This is a genomic window from Paenibacillus sp. UNC496MF (assembly GCF_900113915.1).
GTDB lineage: Bacteria > Bacillota > Bacilli > Paenibacillales > Paenibacillaceae > Paenibacillus_Z > Paenibacillus_Z artemisiicola.
Genome location: NZ_FORE01000023.1, coordinates 49,959 through 63,318, shown reverse-complemented (window position 1 = coordinate 63,318; position 13,360 = coordinate 49,959). Strand labels below are relative to the sequence as shown.

At 60.8% G+C, this 13,360-nt stretch carries 13 protein-coding genes and 1 pseudogene; 13 read left to right on the top strand and 1 reads right to left on the bottom strand.

From position 1 onward, the window contains the following. The first annotated feature begins 26 nt into the window (after positions 1-26). From veg to BMZ79_RS32055, 8 genes and pseudogenes are all read left to right on the top strand, one after another. Positions 27-299, top strand: coding sequence for a biofilm formation stimulator Veg (gene veg, locus BMZ79_RS32090; RefSeq protein WP_090648920.1), 273 nt, complete (start codon positions 27-29; stop codon positions 297-299). Positions 300-453: 154 nt separating this feature from the next. After that, positions 454-627 (top strand): annotated as a pseudogene (locus tag BMZ79_RS32085) (small, acid-soluble spore protein, alpha/beta type); the annotation flags it as partial. A 374-nt stretch (positions 628-1,001) separates the two neighbouring features. Further along, positions 1,002-1,856 (top strand): 4-(cytidine 5'-diphospho)-2-C-methyl-D-erythritol kinase, encoded by an 855-nt coding sequence (gene ispE, locus BMZ79_RS32080; RefSeq protein ID WP_090648918.1) that lies wholly within the window; start codon positions 1,002-1,004, stop codon positions 1,854-1,856. An 84-nt stretch (positions 1,857-1,940) separates the two neighbouring features. Beyond that, positions 1,941-2,777 carry a pur operon repressor gene (purR, locus tag BMZ79_RS32075; protein ID WP_090648916.1) on the top strand — a complete coding sequence of 279 codons (837 nt, stop codon included), beginning with the start codon at positions 1,941-1,943 and terminating at the stop codon, positions 2,775-2,777. Positions 2,778-2,795: 18 nt separating this feature from the next. Beyond that, a complete protein-coding gene (locus BMZ79_RS32070) occupies positions 2,796-3,188 on the top strand; it encodes a RidA family protein (protein ID WP_090648913.1) in 393 nt (130 codons plus the stop codon). A gap of 130 nt (positions 3,189-3,318) precedes the next feature. Next, complete coding sequence (gene spoVG, locus BMZ79_RS32065; protein ID WP_018759486.1) at positions 3,319-3,603, top strand: septation regulator SpoVG; 285 nt, start codon at positions 3,319-3,321, stop codon at positions 3,601-3,603. A gap of 126 nt (positions 3,604-3,729) precedes the next feature. Continuing rightward, positions 3,730-5,133, top strand: a complete 1,404-nt coding sequence (gene glmU, locus BMZ79_RS32060; RefSeq protein WP_090648910.1) for a bifunctional UDP-N-acetylglucosamine diphosphorylase/glucosamine-1-phosphate N-acetyltransferase GlmU — start codon at positions 3,730-3,732, stop codon at positions 5,131-5,133. Positions 5,134-5,314: 181 nt separating this feature from the next. Further along, positions 5,315-5,965 carry a 50S ribosomal protein L25 gene (locus tag BMZ79_RS32055; protein ID WP_090648907.1) on the top strand — a complete coding sequence of 217 codons (651 nt, stop codon included), beginning with the start codon at positions 5,315-5,317 and terminating at the stop codon, positions 5,963-5,965. Positions 5,966-6,010: 45 nt separating this feature from the next. Here BMZ79_RS32055 and BMZ79_RS32050 read toward each other — a convergent pair whose 3' ends face one another. Continuing rightward, the gene (locus BMZ79_RS32050) at positions 6,011-6,211 is read right to left on the bottom strand and encodes a hypothetical protein (RefSeq protein WP_090648904.1); all 201 of its coding nucleotides are present in this window, start codon (positions 6,209-6,211) and stop codon (positions 6,011-6,013) included. Between the two features lie 156 nt (positions 6,212-6,367). Between BMZ79_RS32050 and pth the strand changes: the two genes are divergently transcribed. From pth to BMZ79_RS32025, 5 genes are all read left to right on the top strand, one after another. Further along, positions 6,368-6,928: an aminoacyl-tRNA hydrolase gene (gene pth / locus BMZ79_RS32045; RefSeq protein ID WP_090648902.1), complete on the top strand. Its 561-nt coding sequence runs from the start codon at positions 6,368-6,370 to the stop codon at positions 6,926-6,928. 140 nt (positions 6,929-7,068) lie between these two features. Further along, complete coding sequence (locus tag BMZ79_RS32040) at positions 7,069-7,299, top strand: anti-sigma-F factor Fin (protein ID WP_090648900.1); 231 nt, start codon at positions 7,069-7,071, stop codon at positions 7,297-7,299. Between the two features lie 148 nt (positions 7,300-7,447). Further along, positions 7,448-10,975, top strand: a complete 3,528-nt coding sequence (gene mfd, locus BMZ79_RS32035) for a transcription-repair coupling factor (RefSeq protein WP_090648897.1) — start codon at positions 7,448-7,450, stop codon at positions 10,973-10,975. Next, positions 10,962-12,125 (top strand): peptidylprolyl isomerase, encoded by a 1,164-nt coding sequence (locus tag BMZ79_RS32030; protein WP_090648894.1) that lies wholly within the window; start codon positions 10,962-10,964, stop codon positions 12,123-12,125. The genes mfd and BMZ79_RS32030 overlap by 14 nt, the downstream gene beginning before the upstream one ends. Before the next feature lie 116 nt (positions 12,126-12,241). Next, positions 12,242-13,291, top strand: coding sequence for a lactonase family protein (locus BMZ79_RS32025; protein ID WP_177222459.1), 1,050 nt, complete (start codon positions 12,242-12,244; stop codon positions 13,289-13,291). Positions 13,292-13,360 lie beyond the last annotated feature (69 nt).

Genomic DNA, 13,360 nt, shown 5'->3' with positions numbered 1-13,360 from the left:
GACAAGGAAAGAGGTGGTAGTGCACAATGGCTAAAAATGCGCTGTTGGAGATTAAACGCAGTTTGGAAACCCACGTCGGATCCAAAATACGTCTTCGCGCAAACGGTGGTCGTCGAAAGACTATTGAACGAACCGGCGTATTGGAAGAAATCTACCCTTCTGTATTTATCGTCAGGCTTGACCAAGAACAGCATGCATTTAAGCGCGTGTCGTACAGCTACGCCGATATTTTGACGGAGTCCGTCGAAGTGATGGTCGACAGCGATGACGGGCAGGTTCGCATTACGTATATTCAGTAAGAAACACAGGCACGGCTTCGTTTCTTTTCAACAGGCAAGCAACGGCAAACGCGAAAGCGGCGTTTGGGTTGCTTGCTTTTTTTCGCGGGAATGAGAAGCCGGAAAACATCCATACTAACGGTACCACGACGGATCGAAGAAGGAGGCAACCGTTATGTCCCGCAAACGCCGCAGTACAATGAGCGAGCAGCTCAAAAACGAGCTGGCCAAGGATCTGGGGTTCTACGACACGGTGCAGAAGGAAGGCTGGGGCGGCATCAAAGCGAAGGATGCCGGCAACATGGTGAAGCGCGCCATCCAGCTCGCGGAACAAGCCGCCGCGAGGGAGTACCAGGCGCAGCAGGCCCAGCAAGCGGCTCAGCCGCAGGCGCAAGCCTATCGGGCGCAGCCGCAAGCGTACCGCGCGCAGGCCTACCAGCCGCAGGCGTACCAAGCGCAGGCGTATCAACAGCCGCCGGCGCAAGGCGCGAGCAGCGCGTACAACGCCGCGCAGCCGCGGCAGACCGGCGCGGCCGGCGTACCGCCGTACATGCACCAAGCCCTGCCGGGCGCGCAGCAAGCATCTCCGTCCATGCCTCACTAAGCCGAAGGCCGCCAAGCTAAGATGCCGCGTTTGCGAGAAGCAGCGCCGCCGTCTTAGCTTTTCTTTTGGCCTTTTGTTATAATATGTGAAGTTTAACGATAATGGACGGGTGAATCGACATGAAGATTTATGAGAAGGCGCCGGCCAAGATTAACCTGCTCTTGGATGTTCTGCGCAAGCGCGAGGACGGATTCCACGAAGTCGAAATGATCATGACGATGGTGGACCTGGCCGACCGGCTGGAGATGGAGGAGCTGCACAGCGATTCCATCATCATCTCGAGCCAGGCGGGCTACATCCCGCTCGACGAGAAGAATCTGGCGTTTCAAGCCGCGAGGTTGATCAAGGACCGCTACAACGTGCGCAAAGGCGTTTATATTCATTTGGACAAAAACATCCCGGTGGCCGCCGGGCTCGCGGGCGGCAGCAGCGATGCCGCGGCGACGCTGCGGGGCCTGAACCGGCTCTGGGAGCTCGGCATCTCCGAGGAGGAACTGTGCATGCTCGGCGCGGAGCTGGGCTCGGACGTGCCGTTCTGCGTGACGGGCGGCACCGCGATCGCCCGCGGGCGCGGCGAGAAGCTGGAGCGGATCGACAACCCGCCGCAGTGCTGGGTCATCTTGGCCAAGCCGCCGATCAACGTCTCGACCGCGGACGTATACGGGAAGCTGCGCGCTTCCGAGCTCAAGCACCACCCGTCGACGAAGGACATGCTGGAAGCGATTGCATCGGGCTCGTTCGCGGACGTGTGCGCCCATCTGGGCAACGTGCTGGAGGACGTGACGCTGAAGCTGCATCCGGAGGTGCTGCAGCTGAAAGACATCATGCAGCGGCTGGGCGCGGACGGCGTGCTGATGTCCGGCAGCGGACCGACGGTATTCGGCTTGGTCAGCAAGGAAGCGAAGGTATCGCGAATCTATAACGGGCTGCGCGGATTTTGCAAGGAAGTTTACGTGGTAAGAATGCTGACATAAATGCGACGTACAACTTGATTAAATCCGTATGAAAATGGTATATTGTCTTTATATTATTCGGATTTGGCAAGGGGGAAGTCTGCATTGAAGAAATTGAAACGAAGCGCACGGTTAGTGGAGATGACGCAGTACTTACTTACGCGCCCCCATACGTTAATTTCTCTAACAGCATTCGCTGACCGCTACCAGTCGGCCAAGTCGTCCATCAGCGAGGATTTGGCCATTATCAAAGAAGTGTTCGAAGAAGAAGGGCTGGGCGAGCTCCATACGCTGGCCGGCGCCGCGGGCGGCGTCAAGTACACGCCCAAGATGGGCGACGCGGAAGCGCTGGAGATCATGAACGGCATTTGCCGCCAGCTGGAACAGCCGGAGCGCGTCTTGGCCGGCGGATATTTATATATGACGGATATGCTCGGACAACCGGGATTGCTGGCGGACGTCGGGCGCATGTTCGCCACCGCGTTCGCCGGCGCGGAGATCGACGTCATCATGACGGTGGAGACCAAGGGCATCCCGCTCGCGTTCGCGACCGCGTCGTGCATGAACCTGCCGGTCGTCATCGTGCGCCGAGACAACAAGGTGACGGAGGGCTCGGCCGTGAGCATCAATTACGTCTCGGGCTCCAACAAGCGCATTCAGACGATGTCCCTGACGAGACGGGCGCTGAAGGAAGGCGCGCGCGTGCTGATCGTCGACGATTTCATGAAGGCCGGCGGCACGATTCAAGGCATGATGGACCTGCTGTACGAGTTCAACGCGAAGGTGGCGGGCGTCGGCGTATTCGTGGAGTCCGGGGATCTGGACTCCGAAGACCGGCTGCTCGAGGATTACGTCTCGCTGGCCAAGCTGACGAACGTGGACTTGAAGACGAAGCAGACGACCGTCATTCCGGGCAACTATTTCAATCGACACGACAAGTAAACGGAGGATGATTCGAACATGAAACCGCAACCGCAACCCGTATCGACGACGCAGGCGCCTGCGGCGATCGGACCGTATTCCCAAGCGATCCGGCTCGGCAATCTGCTCTTTACGTCGGGCCAAATTCCGCTGACCGCGGACGGTCAGCTCGTCGAAGGCGGCATCGAGGAACAAACCCATCAAGTGTTCGGCAACTTGAAGGCCGTGCTCGCGGAAGCGGGCGCGACGTTCGCCGACGTGGCGAAGGCGACCGTCTTCATCAAGGACATGGACCAGTTCGCGGCGGTCAACGCCATCTACGCGTCCTACTTCGGCGACCACAAGCCGGCGCGCTCGACCGTGGAAGTGGCAAGGCTTCCGAAAGACGTCCTTGTCGAAATCGAACTCATTGCCTCGATCGGCGTCGAATAAAGAAAGCGTCCTCGCAAGCGCGAAAATTTTTTTCAAATTAAGTCCGTAAATTTCCAGAATCATGAAGGATTTCGCATCGAAATGTGGAAGTATACACCAAGTCTTCGATAGGCAAAGGTGGTGAACACAGATGCAAATTACCGATGTTAGACTCCGCCGAGTAAATTCCGAAGGTCGCATGAAGGCAATCGCCTCCATTACCATTGACAATGAGTTTGTCGTTCACGATATCCGCGTGATAGACGGCAACAATGGGATGTTCGTCGCGATGCCTAGCAAGCGTACGCCGGATGGAGAGTTCCGGGATATCGCACATCCGATCTCTTCGACGACACGGGAGAAGATTCAAGCAGCCGTTCTCGCAGAGTACGAGCGTGCGGCCACGGAAGAAGAAGTCATTGAAGAAGGCGCTTAAACTGGGAATATTGGGGTAGAGAGGAAGGGAGCCGTCCAAGGCTCCCTTTTCTTTTGCCTGTCGATACGCTATATTCAGTAGAGCATTGGATACGAGTCCCCGCGGACTCAGGGTGGAGGGACGAACATGAACGTGATGGCCATTGTCCTTGCGGCGGGTCAAGGAAAACGGATGAAATCGAAATTATATAAAGTGCTGCATCCCGTATGCGGCAAGCCGATGGTGGCGCACGTGCTCCGGACGGTCCGGGACGCGGATTGCTCGCGCACGGTCGTCGTCGTCGGCCACGGCGCGGAGACGGTCCGCTCGTACCTCGGCGAGGGCGCCGAGTTCGTGCTGCAGGAGCAGCAGCTCGGCACGGGCCACGCGGTGCTGCAGGCGGAGCCGCTGCTCGGGGGGGAAGAAGGCACGACGGTCATCCTGTACGGCGATACGCCGCTCGTGACGTCGGAGACGATTCAGGCGCTGCTGTGCAGCCACGCGGAGACCGGAGCGGCCGCGACCGTGCTGACGGCGGTCGTGCCGAACCCGCAGGGGCTCGGCCGCATCATCCGCGATGAAGCCGGCAACGTGCTGCGCATCGTCGAGCAGAAGGACTGCACGCCGGAGCAGGCGCGGATTACCGAGATCAACACGGGGATGTACGCGTTCGATAATAAGAAGCTGTTCCAAGCGCTCGCGCAGGTGACGAACCACAACGCGCAGGGCGAATATTACTTGACGGACGTCATGGAAATCCTGAAGAACGCCGGCGAAGCCGTCGGCGCGTACCGCACGGCCGATTACGCCGAAGGCGTCGGCGTCAACGACCGCGTCGGCCTCGGCGAAGCGGAGGCGCTCATGCGGGCGCGCATCGTGCGCAGGCATCAATTGAACGGCGTGACGGTCATCGACCCGGCGGCGACGTACATCGAAGCGGACGTCGTCATCGGCTCCGACACGGTGATATACCCGGGCACGGTGCTGCGCGGCTCGACGGCGATCGGCGAAGATTGCGTGATCGGTCCGAACGCGGAGATTACGGATACGACGATCGGCGACGGCGTCACGGTGAAGCATGCCGTTGCATCGGAAGCGGTCATCGGCGACGAATGCGCCGTGGGGCCGTACGCTTATTTGCGTCCGGGCGCCAAGCTGGGCGTCGGCGTGAAAATCGGCGATTTCGTCGAGATCAAGAACGCGGAGCTGGGCGACGGCACGAAGGTGTCGCACCTGAGCTACGTCGGCGACGCCAAGGTCGGCAAGGACGTCAACGTCGGCTGCGGCGCGATTACGGTCAATTACGACGGCTATAACAAGTCGCTGACCGAAATCGGCGACAACGCGTTCGTCGGCAGCAACGTCAACCTGATCGCGCCGGTCAAGATCGGCGACGGCGCCTACGTGGTCGCCGGCTCCACGATCACGACCGACGTCCCGGCCAACGACGTCGCGATCGCGCGCGAGCGCCAGGTCAACAAGCCGGGCTACGCCGAGAAGCTGCGGGGCCGGGCCCGGGCGAAAAAAGAAGCGGGCGCCAAAAAAGAGTAGAAGCGAAGCGTAAAGCCAGCTGCCTAATTAATAGAAAACGTAGATTGAATTCCGAGATTCCCTACTTCTTCCCGGCTCCGCGGACGCCCGATGCGTCCCGGGGCCGGTTTGTTTTCGTTTAATTCCGTGCCGGAATGGGTATGAATATATGGAAATCGATTTGTACAAGGAGGTTTCCACCATGGCAATCCCGTTTCAAGCCGAGGCACGGACGATCGGCACGGCAGGCGATCTACGGAAAATGAGGCAGCGGGGAAGCATTCCCGGCATCGTGTACGGCACGAAGCTGAGCACGCCGCTGAGCGTCGCGGTGAACGAGAAGGAGCTGGCGTCGCTGCTGCGGTCCCATCCGCACGCGCTGCTGGAGCTCGACATTCCGGGTTCCGGCAAGCAGCCGGTCATGCTGACGCAGGTGCAGCGCGAGCCGCTGAGCCGCTCGGTGCTGCACGTTGATTTTCACCAGGTGAACATGAACGAGGCCGTCAAGACGGCCGTTCGTCTCGATATGGTCGGGGATTCGGCGGGCGTGCGCGAAGGCGGGATCCTGCAGGCGATGCTGCACGAGCTGGAGATTCAGTGTTTGCCGGACCGCATTCCGGAGGCGATCGAGGTCGACGTCTCGGCGCTCGGCATCGGGGAGAACCTGCTGGTCGGGGACGTGAAGCTGCCGCAGGGCGTGACGACCCGGGTCGATCCGGAGCAAGTCGTCGTGACCATCCTGCTGCCGCAGAAGGACCTGACGGAAGAGGAGGCCGCCCAGGCGGACGAGGCGGCGGAAGCGGCCGCGGAGCGGTCGCACGAAGCGAAGATGGAAGTGCATACGTCCGAGTAAACGAGGAATACCGGGGCTGCTGTCGGCAGCCCCTTTTGTTTTTTTTCAGTAGCCGGGTCTCGAGACGAAGGTAAATTGCTTGCGGCTGTAGAAAATATTATTCATCTTGATGTACGATGGACTGATGTGCTCGACATAGCCGATGTCATGATGCTCCTTGCCCCAGTAGACCTGCACGGGCACGCCGCATTCATGATGGTCGCGAAAATGGCGATCGTCGAAAATCAGCTGACCGTTCACATACATCGCATCAACGCCCCTTTGCGCACGAAGTTTCGGAAGTCCGCCGCCCTTGTCCCTATGACAATCCGGCCGGACCATTCGTTGCATGGGCCCAGAGAAATTTTCGCATTTCGCCTTTTCGCAATCGAATATTCGTAAACAGGAGTTGACGACAGCAGCATGAAATGGATCGTCGGTCTCGGCAACCCCGGTACCGCTTATCAAGGAACGCGGCATAACGTGGGATTCATGGTCGTCGACATGCTCGCCAAACGGTGGGGCATCTCGGTGACGCAAAGCAAATGCAAAGGGCTGATCGGCGAAGGCAACGTCGGCGGCACGAAAGTCGCGCTGATCAAGCCGATGACGTACATGAACCTGTCCGGCGAGACGGTCCGCGGCTTCATGGATTATTTCAAAGCGGACCTCGAGGATGCCATCATCGTCTACGACGATCTCGACACGGAGACCGGACGGATCCGGCTTCGCTACCAAGGCAGCGCGGGCGGGCACAACGGCATCAAGTCGATCATCCAGCATACGGGGACGCAGACGTTCAATCGGATCCGGCTCGGCATCTCGCGGCCGACGAACGGCATGAGCATCTCGGATTACGTGCTTGCGAACTTTCCGAAGAGCGAAGGCGAGCTGCTGAAAGCCATGGTGGAGGAGAGCTGCGACGCGGCCGAGTACGCGCTGACCAACACCTTCGAACGGACGATGGCCAAATATAACCGTTAAATTTCGGCGGGCGCGGGCATACTGAGGGTAGGATGCACACCCGGGCAGCGAACTTGGAAGGACGACTGAATAGTGAGAGGCGCTCACGGATCAGAGAAAGTTCGCGACCAGGGTATAACGACCACTCAGGAGGCATAAATATGGCTGTGAATTACGTTTGCCGGCATTGCAAGACGCCGATGGGCTCCATCAACAACGCGCAGATCACGGAAACGCAGCTCGGTTTCCATTTCTTGACCCCCGAAGAACGCAGCGATATAATAGCCTATAATCCGAACGGAGACGTTACGGTCAACGTAGTCTGCGATTATTGTCGCGAAGCGATAGAGAGCAATCCCGAACTGCTGCTGGTAGCCAATCCGCTGCAGTAGCGGCGGGGGAGCGAAGGAAGAGCCTTGGCGCACGGCTGAGGCTTCTTTTTGTAACGCCGCGAGCCAGAAAACCATTGGATACGCTCCCGTCCGCCGCTTGCTTGGCGAACGGGCGGTTCGGTTTGGAAAGAAACGAGGTGCCGCTAAGTTGAAAGCATTACTGGAAGCTTACGCCGCGGATACGGATTTTGGCTCCATCGTATCCGGGATCAAGAAAGGAATGCGCGAGCAGCTCGTGTCGGGGCTGGCCGGTTCGTCGCGGCAGGTGATGATCGCGGCCTTGAAACGGGAGTTCGAACGGCCGATGCTCGTCGTGACGCATAACATGTTCGCGGCGCAGAAGATCGCCGAGGACCTGGTGGAGTGCCTGTCGCCCGACGAGGTGCTGCTGTATCCCGCCAACGAGCTGGTCGCGGCGGAAGCGGCGATCTCGAGCCCGGAAACGCTGGCCCAGCGGATGGACGTTCTCATCCGGCTGTCGCAAGGGTTTCGCGGGATCATTGTCGTGCCGTTTTCCGGCGTTCGCCGGTTCCTGCCGCTGAACAGCGTCATGGCGAACGCGCGCATTCCGCTCAAGGTCGGCGAAACGCTCGCTTTGGAAGCGTTTTTACGGCAAATGGTAGAGCTCGGCTACGAGCGCGTCGATAAAGTAGAAGGCAAGGGCGAGATGAGCGTCCGCGGGGGCATCGTCGACTTCTTCCCGCTGACGTCGCCGCATCCGTTCCGGGTGGAATGGTTCGACGACGAGATCGATTCCATCCGCACGTTCGATTCCTCCGACCAGCGCTCGATCGACAAGCTGAACGCCTACAGCGTACCGCCCTGCCAAGAGCTGACGGCGGATAAGCGCCGCTTCGAGAACGCGGCCCAGCACGCGTCCGAGCTGCTGGAGCAACAGCTGCAGAAGATGACCGACCGCACGGCCAAGGACCGCCTGCGCACGGAGATCGGCGCCGAGATCGAGATGCTGCGGGAGCACCGGTATTTCCCCGAAATCTATAAATATATTTCTTTGCTCTATCCCGAACGGCAAACCTTGTTCGATTACGTGCCCGCCGATACGCTGCTGATCTACGACGAGCCGACCCGCCTCATCGAGACGGGCCGCCAATTGGAGCGCGACGAGGCCGAATGGTCGACGCATCTCATGACGAACGGCAAGGCGCTGCCCGCGCTCGCCCTCGCGCGTCCGTCGGACGACGTGCTGTTCCACCGGCCGTTCCCGACGCTGTTCCTCTCGTTGTTCCTGCGGCAGATTCCGCACACGCAGCCGCAAAACATCCTGAACGTCGTCAGCCGCGCGATGCAGAACTTCCACGGCCAGATGAACGTGCTGAAGGCGGAGATGGACCGCTGGCGCAAAGCCGGCGCGACCGTCATGATGTTGGCGGGCAGCGCGGAGCGGATGGACCGCATGCGGCGGGTGCTGCACGATTACGGCATCGAGCCGCCGATGCTCCTTGAAGGCAACCTGCAGAGCGGCTTCGAGCTGCCGTCGGTGCACCTGATCGTCATCACCGAGGGCGAGATGTTCTCGCAGAAGCAGCGCAAGGCCCGCCGGCTCGACAAGAAGATGGACAACGCCGAGCGGATCAAGAGCTACACCGAGCTGAAGGTCGGCGACTACGTCGTGCATCAGAATCACGGCATCGGCAAATATATGGGTATCGGCACGCTGGAGATCGCCGGCATCCATAAGGACTACATGCATATTATGTACGCCGGCGGCGACAAGCTGTCCGTGCCGATCGAACAGATCGACCTGATTCAGAAATACGTCGGCAACGAAGAGAAGGAGCCGAAGGTCTATAAACTCGGCGGCAGCGAATGGACGCGCGTCAAGAGCAAGGCGCAGTCGTCCGTTAAGGACATCGCCGACGAGCTGATCAAGCTGTACGCCGAGCGGCAGGCGACGTCCGGGTTCGGCTTCGGCGAGGATACTTCGTACCAGCAGGAATTCGAAGCGATGTTCCCGTACGACGAGACGGTCGACCAACTGCGCGCCATCTCCGAGATCAAGAAGGACATGCAGACGCCGCGCCCGATGGACCGGCTGCTCTGCGGCGACGTCGGCTACGGCAAGACCGAGGTCGCGGTGCGCGCCGCGTTCAAGGCCGCGATCGAAGGCAAGCAGGTGGCCGTCTTGGTGCCGACCACGATTTTGGCGCAGCAGCATTACGAGACGTTCCGCGAGCGCTTCGCGGGCTTCCCGTTCAACGTGCAGGTGCTGAGCCGCTTCCGGTCGAAGAAGGAGCAGACGGCGACGATGAAGGGGCTGAAGGCGGGCACGGTGGACGTCGTCATCGGCACGCATCGGCTGCTGTCGCAGGACATCATTTTCAAGGATCTCGGACTGCTCATCGTGGACGAGGAGCAGCGCTTCGGCGTGTCGCACAAGGAGAAGCTGAAGCGGCTGAAGACGAACGTGGACGTGCTGACGCTGACGGCGACCCCGATTCCGCGGACCCTGCACATGTCGATGCTCGGCGTGCGCGACTTGTCCGTCATCGAGACGCCGCCGGAGAACCGGTTCCCGGTGCAGACGTACGTCGTGGAGTACAGCCCGTCGCTCGTCCGCGAGTCCATCGAGCGGGAGCTCGCGCGCGGCGGCCAGGTGTATTATCTGTACAACCGCGTTCAGGGGATCTATCAAATGGCGGAGCAAATCAACGCCCTGGTACCGGATGCCAAGGTGGCCGTCGGTCACGGGCAAATGTCCGAGCAGGAGCTGGAGAAGACGATACTCGACTTCCTCGACGGCGAATCCGACGTGCTCGTCAGCACGAGCATCATCGAGACGGGCGTCGACATTCCGAACGTCAACACGCTGATCGTCCACGACGCGGACAAGATGGGCCTCTCCCAGCTGTACCAGCTGCGGGGCCGCGTCGGGCGCTCCAACCGGATCGCCTACGCGTACTTCACGTACCAGCGGGACAAAGTACTGACGGAGGTCGCCGAGAAGCGGCTGCAGTCGATCAAGGAATTCACGGAGCTCGGCTCCGGGTTCAAGATCGCCATGCGGGACTTGTCCATCCGCGGCGCCGGCAACCTGCTCGGCGCGGAGCAGCACGGGTTCATCGCGTCGGTCGGCTTCGACCTGTATTCGCAAATGCTGGCCGACGAGATCGCGAGGCGCAAGAAGGAGATGGGCGGCGAGGTCGAGGAGGTCGTCAAGGAAGTCAGCACGTCGATCGACATGAGCATCGATGCCTACTTGCCGTCGTCCTATATTTACGATAGCATACAGAAGATAGAGATTTACAAGAAAGTGGCGGCCGTCCGCACCTTCGAGGAATGCGAAGACCTGCGCGACGAGCTGATCGACCGGTTCGGCGACTTGCCGCAGTCGGTGGACAATCTGCTCGCCGTGGCGCGGCTCAAGGTGTTCGGCGCGCTGTGCGGCATCGAGCAGATCGGCGGCAAGGCCGACGATATCACGCTGAAATTCGCGGAGTCCGAGAAGAAGCGGTTCGACGCGAAGAAGGTGGACCGGCTCTGCCTGCAGCTCGAGAACCGGTTCGCCCGTTCGAACGGGCAGGAACCGAACCCGCTCGTGCTGCTGCGCGGCAAAGGATTGTCCGTCGAGCAGAAACTGGAGCTGCTGGAGCGGTTTCTCACCCAGTACAAAGACACCATTCAATCGAAAGGGGAACTACAGGATGTTACGCATTAACCAGGCAAGACGGACGATCCTGCTTGCGCTTGTCGCCGTAGTGGTCGTCGTGCTTGCGGCGGGCTGCGGCTCGAAGAAGGAGGAGGCGTCCGCGCCGGGTGCCGGCGGCGGCAAGACGATCGCCACGTACAAGGACGGCACCGTCACGGAAGGCGAGTTCAAGAAGTACTCCACGTTCTTCGGCATCGTGCAGCCGCAGACGGAAATGTACCTGAGCATCCCGCAGCTCCAGGAGCAGTTCCTGCGCGAGTACATCGGTTATAAAATCTTGTACAAGCCCCTCGCGGACAAGAAGTTGAGCGACGAGGACCAGAAGAGCCTCGACACCTTCTACACGCAGGTGAAGCAGCAGATCGATTCCGACGAGACGCTCAAGAAGAAAGTGGACGACGCCGGCCTGAAGGAAGCGGACATCCGCTATTACTATACGATGATCACCAGCATCATGAAGGACGAAGAAAGCAAAACGACGGACGCGGAAGTGAAGAAGCAGTTCGACGATACGAAGGCGGACTACAACGTTATCAGCGTCCGCCATATCCTGATCGCGACCGCGGACCCGAACACGGGCGCCGAGAAGCGCACGGACGAAGAATCGCTCAAGATCGCCAAGGAAGTCAAAGGCAAGCTGGATGCCGGCGGCGACTGGGCGGCGCTCGCGAAGCAGTATTCCGACGATACCGGCTCCAAGGACAACGGCGGCCTGTACGCGGACCAACAGGCCAAGGGCTGGGTGCAGGAGTTCAAGGACGCGGCGAACAAGCAGGAAATCGGCAAGATCGGCGATCCGGTCAAATCGCAGTTCGGCTATCACGTCATGAAGGTCGAGAAGCGCACGGCGACGACGTTCGACAAGCTGACCGACGCGGATAAGGAGTCGATCAAGCAGGAGGCGGCGTCCGCCAAGCTGAACGCGTTCATGACGACGGATCTGCCGAAGCTCGTCACGAAGATCGACCTGCCGAAAACGGAGACGCCGGCCGACGGTTCCGGCGCGGGCACGAATCCCGGCACCAACTCGGGCGCCGGCACGAACACGGATACGAGCAAGAACGGCGCGACGAACACGGACACGAGCAAGAACGGCACCACGAATACGGAGAAGAAAGACGATGCGGCCACGAACGATACCAAGACCGACGGCAAGTAAGCTTGCGGCGGCAATCGGGGAGTAAGCGCGGCTTTTCTTGAACGACAGGCCCGGCCCGGATGAAGGCCGGGCCTGTTTTTCATTCTACTTATGCGATTATGGGGAGGCGCGGAATCATGGGACAGGAGTTGCGCTTGTATACGGGATCGTACGCGAAGCGGGAGCAAGAAGGCGTGGCGGCGTGGGGGCTGCGCGCGGAAGACGGCCGTCTGGAACGGCGGTCCGGCTTGGCGGGCATTCATCATCCGTCGTTCGTGCGATGCAACGCGGCGGGCACCCGGCTGTACGTCGTCAGCGAGACGGGGGCCGAGCCGGGCAGCGTCTACGCATATGCCATCGAGGCCGGCAGCGGCGCGCTGACGCCGATCAACGACGCGTCCACGCTCGGCGGCTCGCCGTGCCATCTCGCGCTGGACGCCGGGGAACGGCTGCTCGTCGCGACCAATTACACCGGCGGCACGGTGAGCGCCTATGCCATCGGGGCGGACGGCGCGCTGACGCTGACGGACAACGTCGCCCACGAAGGGCGCGGGCCGCGGGACGACCGCCAGGAAGGGCCGCATCCGCATTCGACGGTCTTCGATCCCGCCAACCGCTACGCGCTCGTCGCCGATCTGGGCACGGACGAGATCGTCCATTACCGGATCGATTACGAAGCGGGCAAGCTGATCCGCCACGGCGCGACGAAGACGGCGCCCGGCGCCGGTCCGCGCCATATGGCGTTCCATCCCGCGGGAGACGTGCTGTACGTCGTCAACGAGCTGGACAACACGGTATGCGCGTACCGGTACGCCGGCGAAGACGCCGTGCTCGCGCCGATGCAGACCGTGCCGACCTTGCCGGCGGCGTACGAAGGCGCCAGCACCTGCGCCGACCTCCACGTGACGGAGGACGGACGCTATCTGTACGCCTCGAACCGCGGGCACGACAGCATCGCGGCGTTCCGCATCGGCGGAGACGGACGGCTCGAGCCGATCGAGATCGTGCCGTGCGGCGGCCGGACGCCGCGCAACTTCGGGATCGCGCCGGACGGCCGGTTGATGCTCGTGGCGAACCAGGACAGCGACAACATCGCGGCGTTCCGCATCGAGCCCGGGACCGGGCGGCTGCAGCCGACCGGCGAATCGATCGCGACGACCAAGCCGGTGTGCATCGCGTTCCTCTAGCACAGGACGATTCCAAGAACCGAGCCTCCGATTACCGATCGGACGGCTCGGTTCTTCTTGTTTAAATTC

Excerpts from the sequence above, each read along its gene's own strand:
- veg (WP_090648920.1), top strand. The coding sequence starts at position 27 with ATGGCTAAAAATGCGCTGTTGGAGATTAAACGCAGTTTGGAAACCCAC.
- ispE (WP_090648918.1), top strand. The coding sequence starts at position 1,002 with ATGAAGATTTATGAGAAGGCGCCGGCCAAGATTAACCTGCTCTTGGAT.
- BMZ79_RS32070 (WP_090648913.1), top strand. The coding sequence starts at position 2,796 with ATGAAACCGCAACCGCAACCCGTATCGACGACGCAGGCGCCTGCGGCG.
- spoVG (WP_018759486.1), top strand. The coding sequence starts at position 3,319 with ATGCAAATTACCGATGTTAGACTCCGCCGAGTAAATTCCGAAGGTCGC.
- glmU (WP_090648910.1), top strand. The coding sequence starts at position 3,730 with ATGAACGTGATGGCCATTGTCCTTGCGGCGGGTCAAGGAAAACGGATG.
- BMZ79_RS32055 (WP_090648907.1), top strand. The coding sequence starts at position 5,315 with ATGGCAATCCCGTTTCAAGCCGAGGCACGGACGATCGGCACGGCAGGC.
- BMZ79_RS32050 (WP_090648904.1), bottom strand. The coding sequence starts at position 6,211 with ATGTATGTGAACGGTCAGCTGATTTTCGACGATCGCCATTTTCGCGAC.
- pth (WP_090648902.1), top strand. The coding sequence starts at position 6,368 with ATGAAATGGATCGTCGGTCTCGGCAACCCCGGTACCGCTTATCAAGGA.
- BMZ79_RS32040 (WP_090648900.1), top strand. The coding sequence starts at position 7,069 with ATGGCTGTGAATTACGTTTGCCGGCATTGCAAGACGCCGATGGGCTCC.
- BMZ79_RS32030 (WP_090648894.1), top strand. The coding sequence starts at position 10,962 with ATGTTACGCATTAACCAGGCAAGACGGACGATCCTGCTTGCGCTTGTC.
- BMZ79_RS32025 (WP_177222459.1), top strand. The coding sequence starts at position 12,242 with ATGGGACAGGAGTTGCGCTTGTATACGGGATCGTACGCGAAGCGGGAG.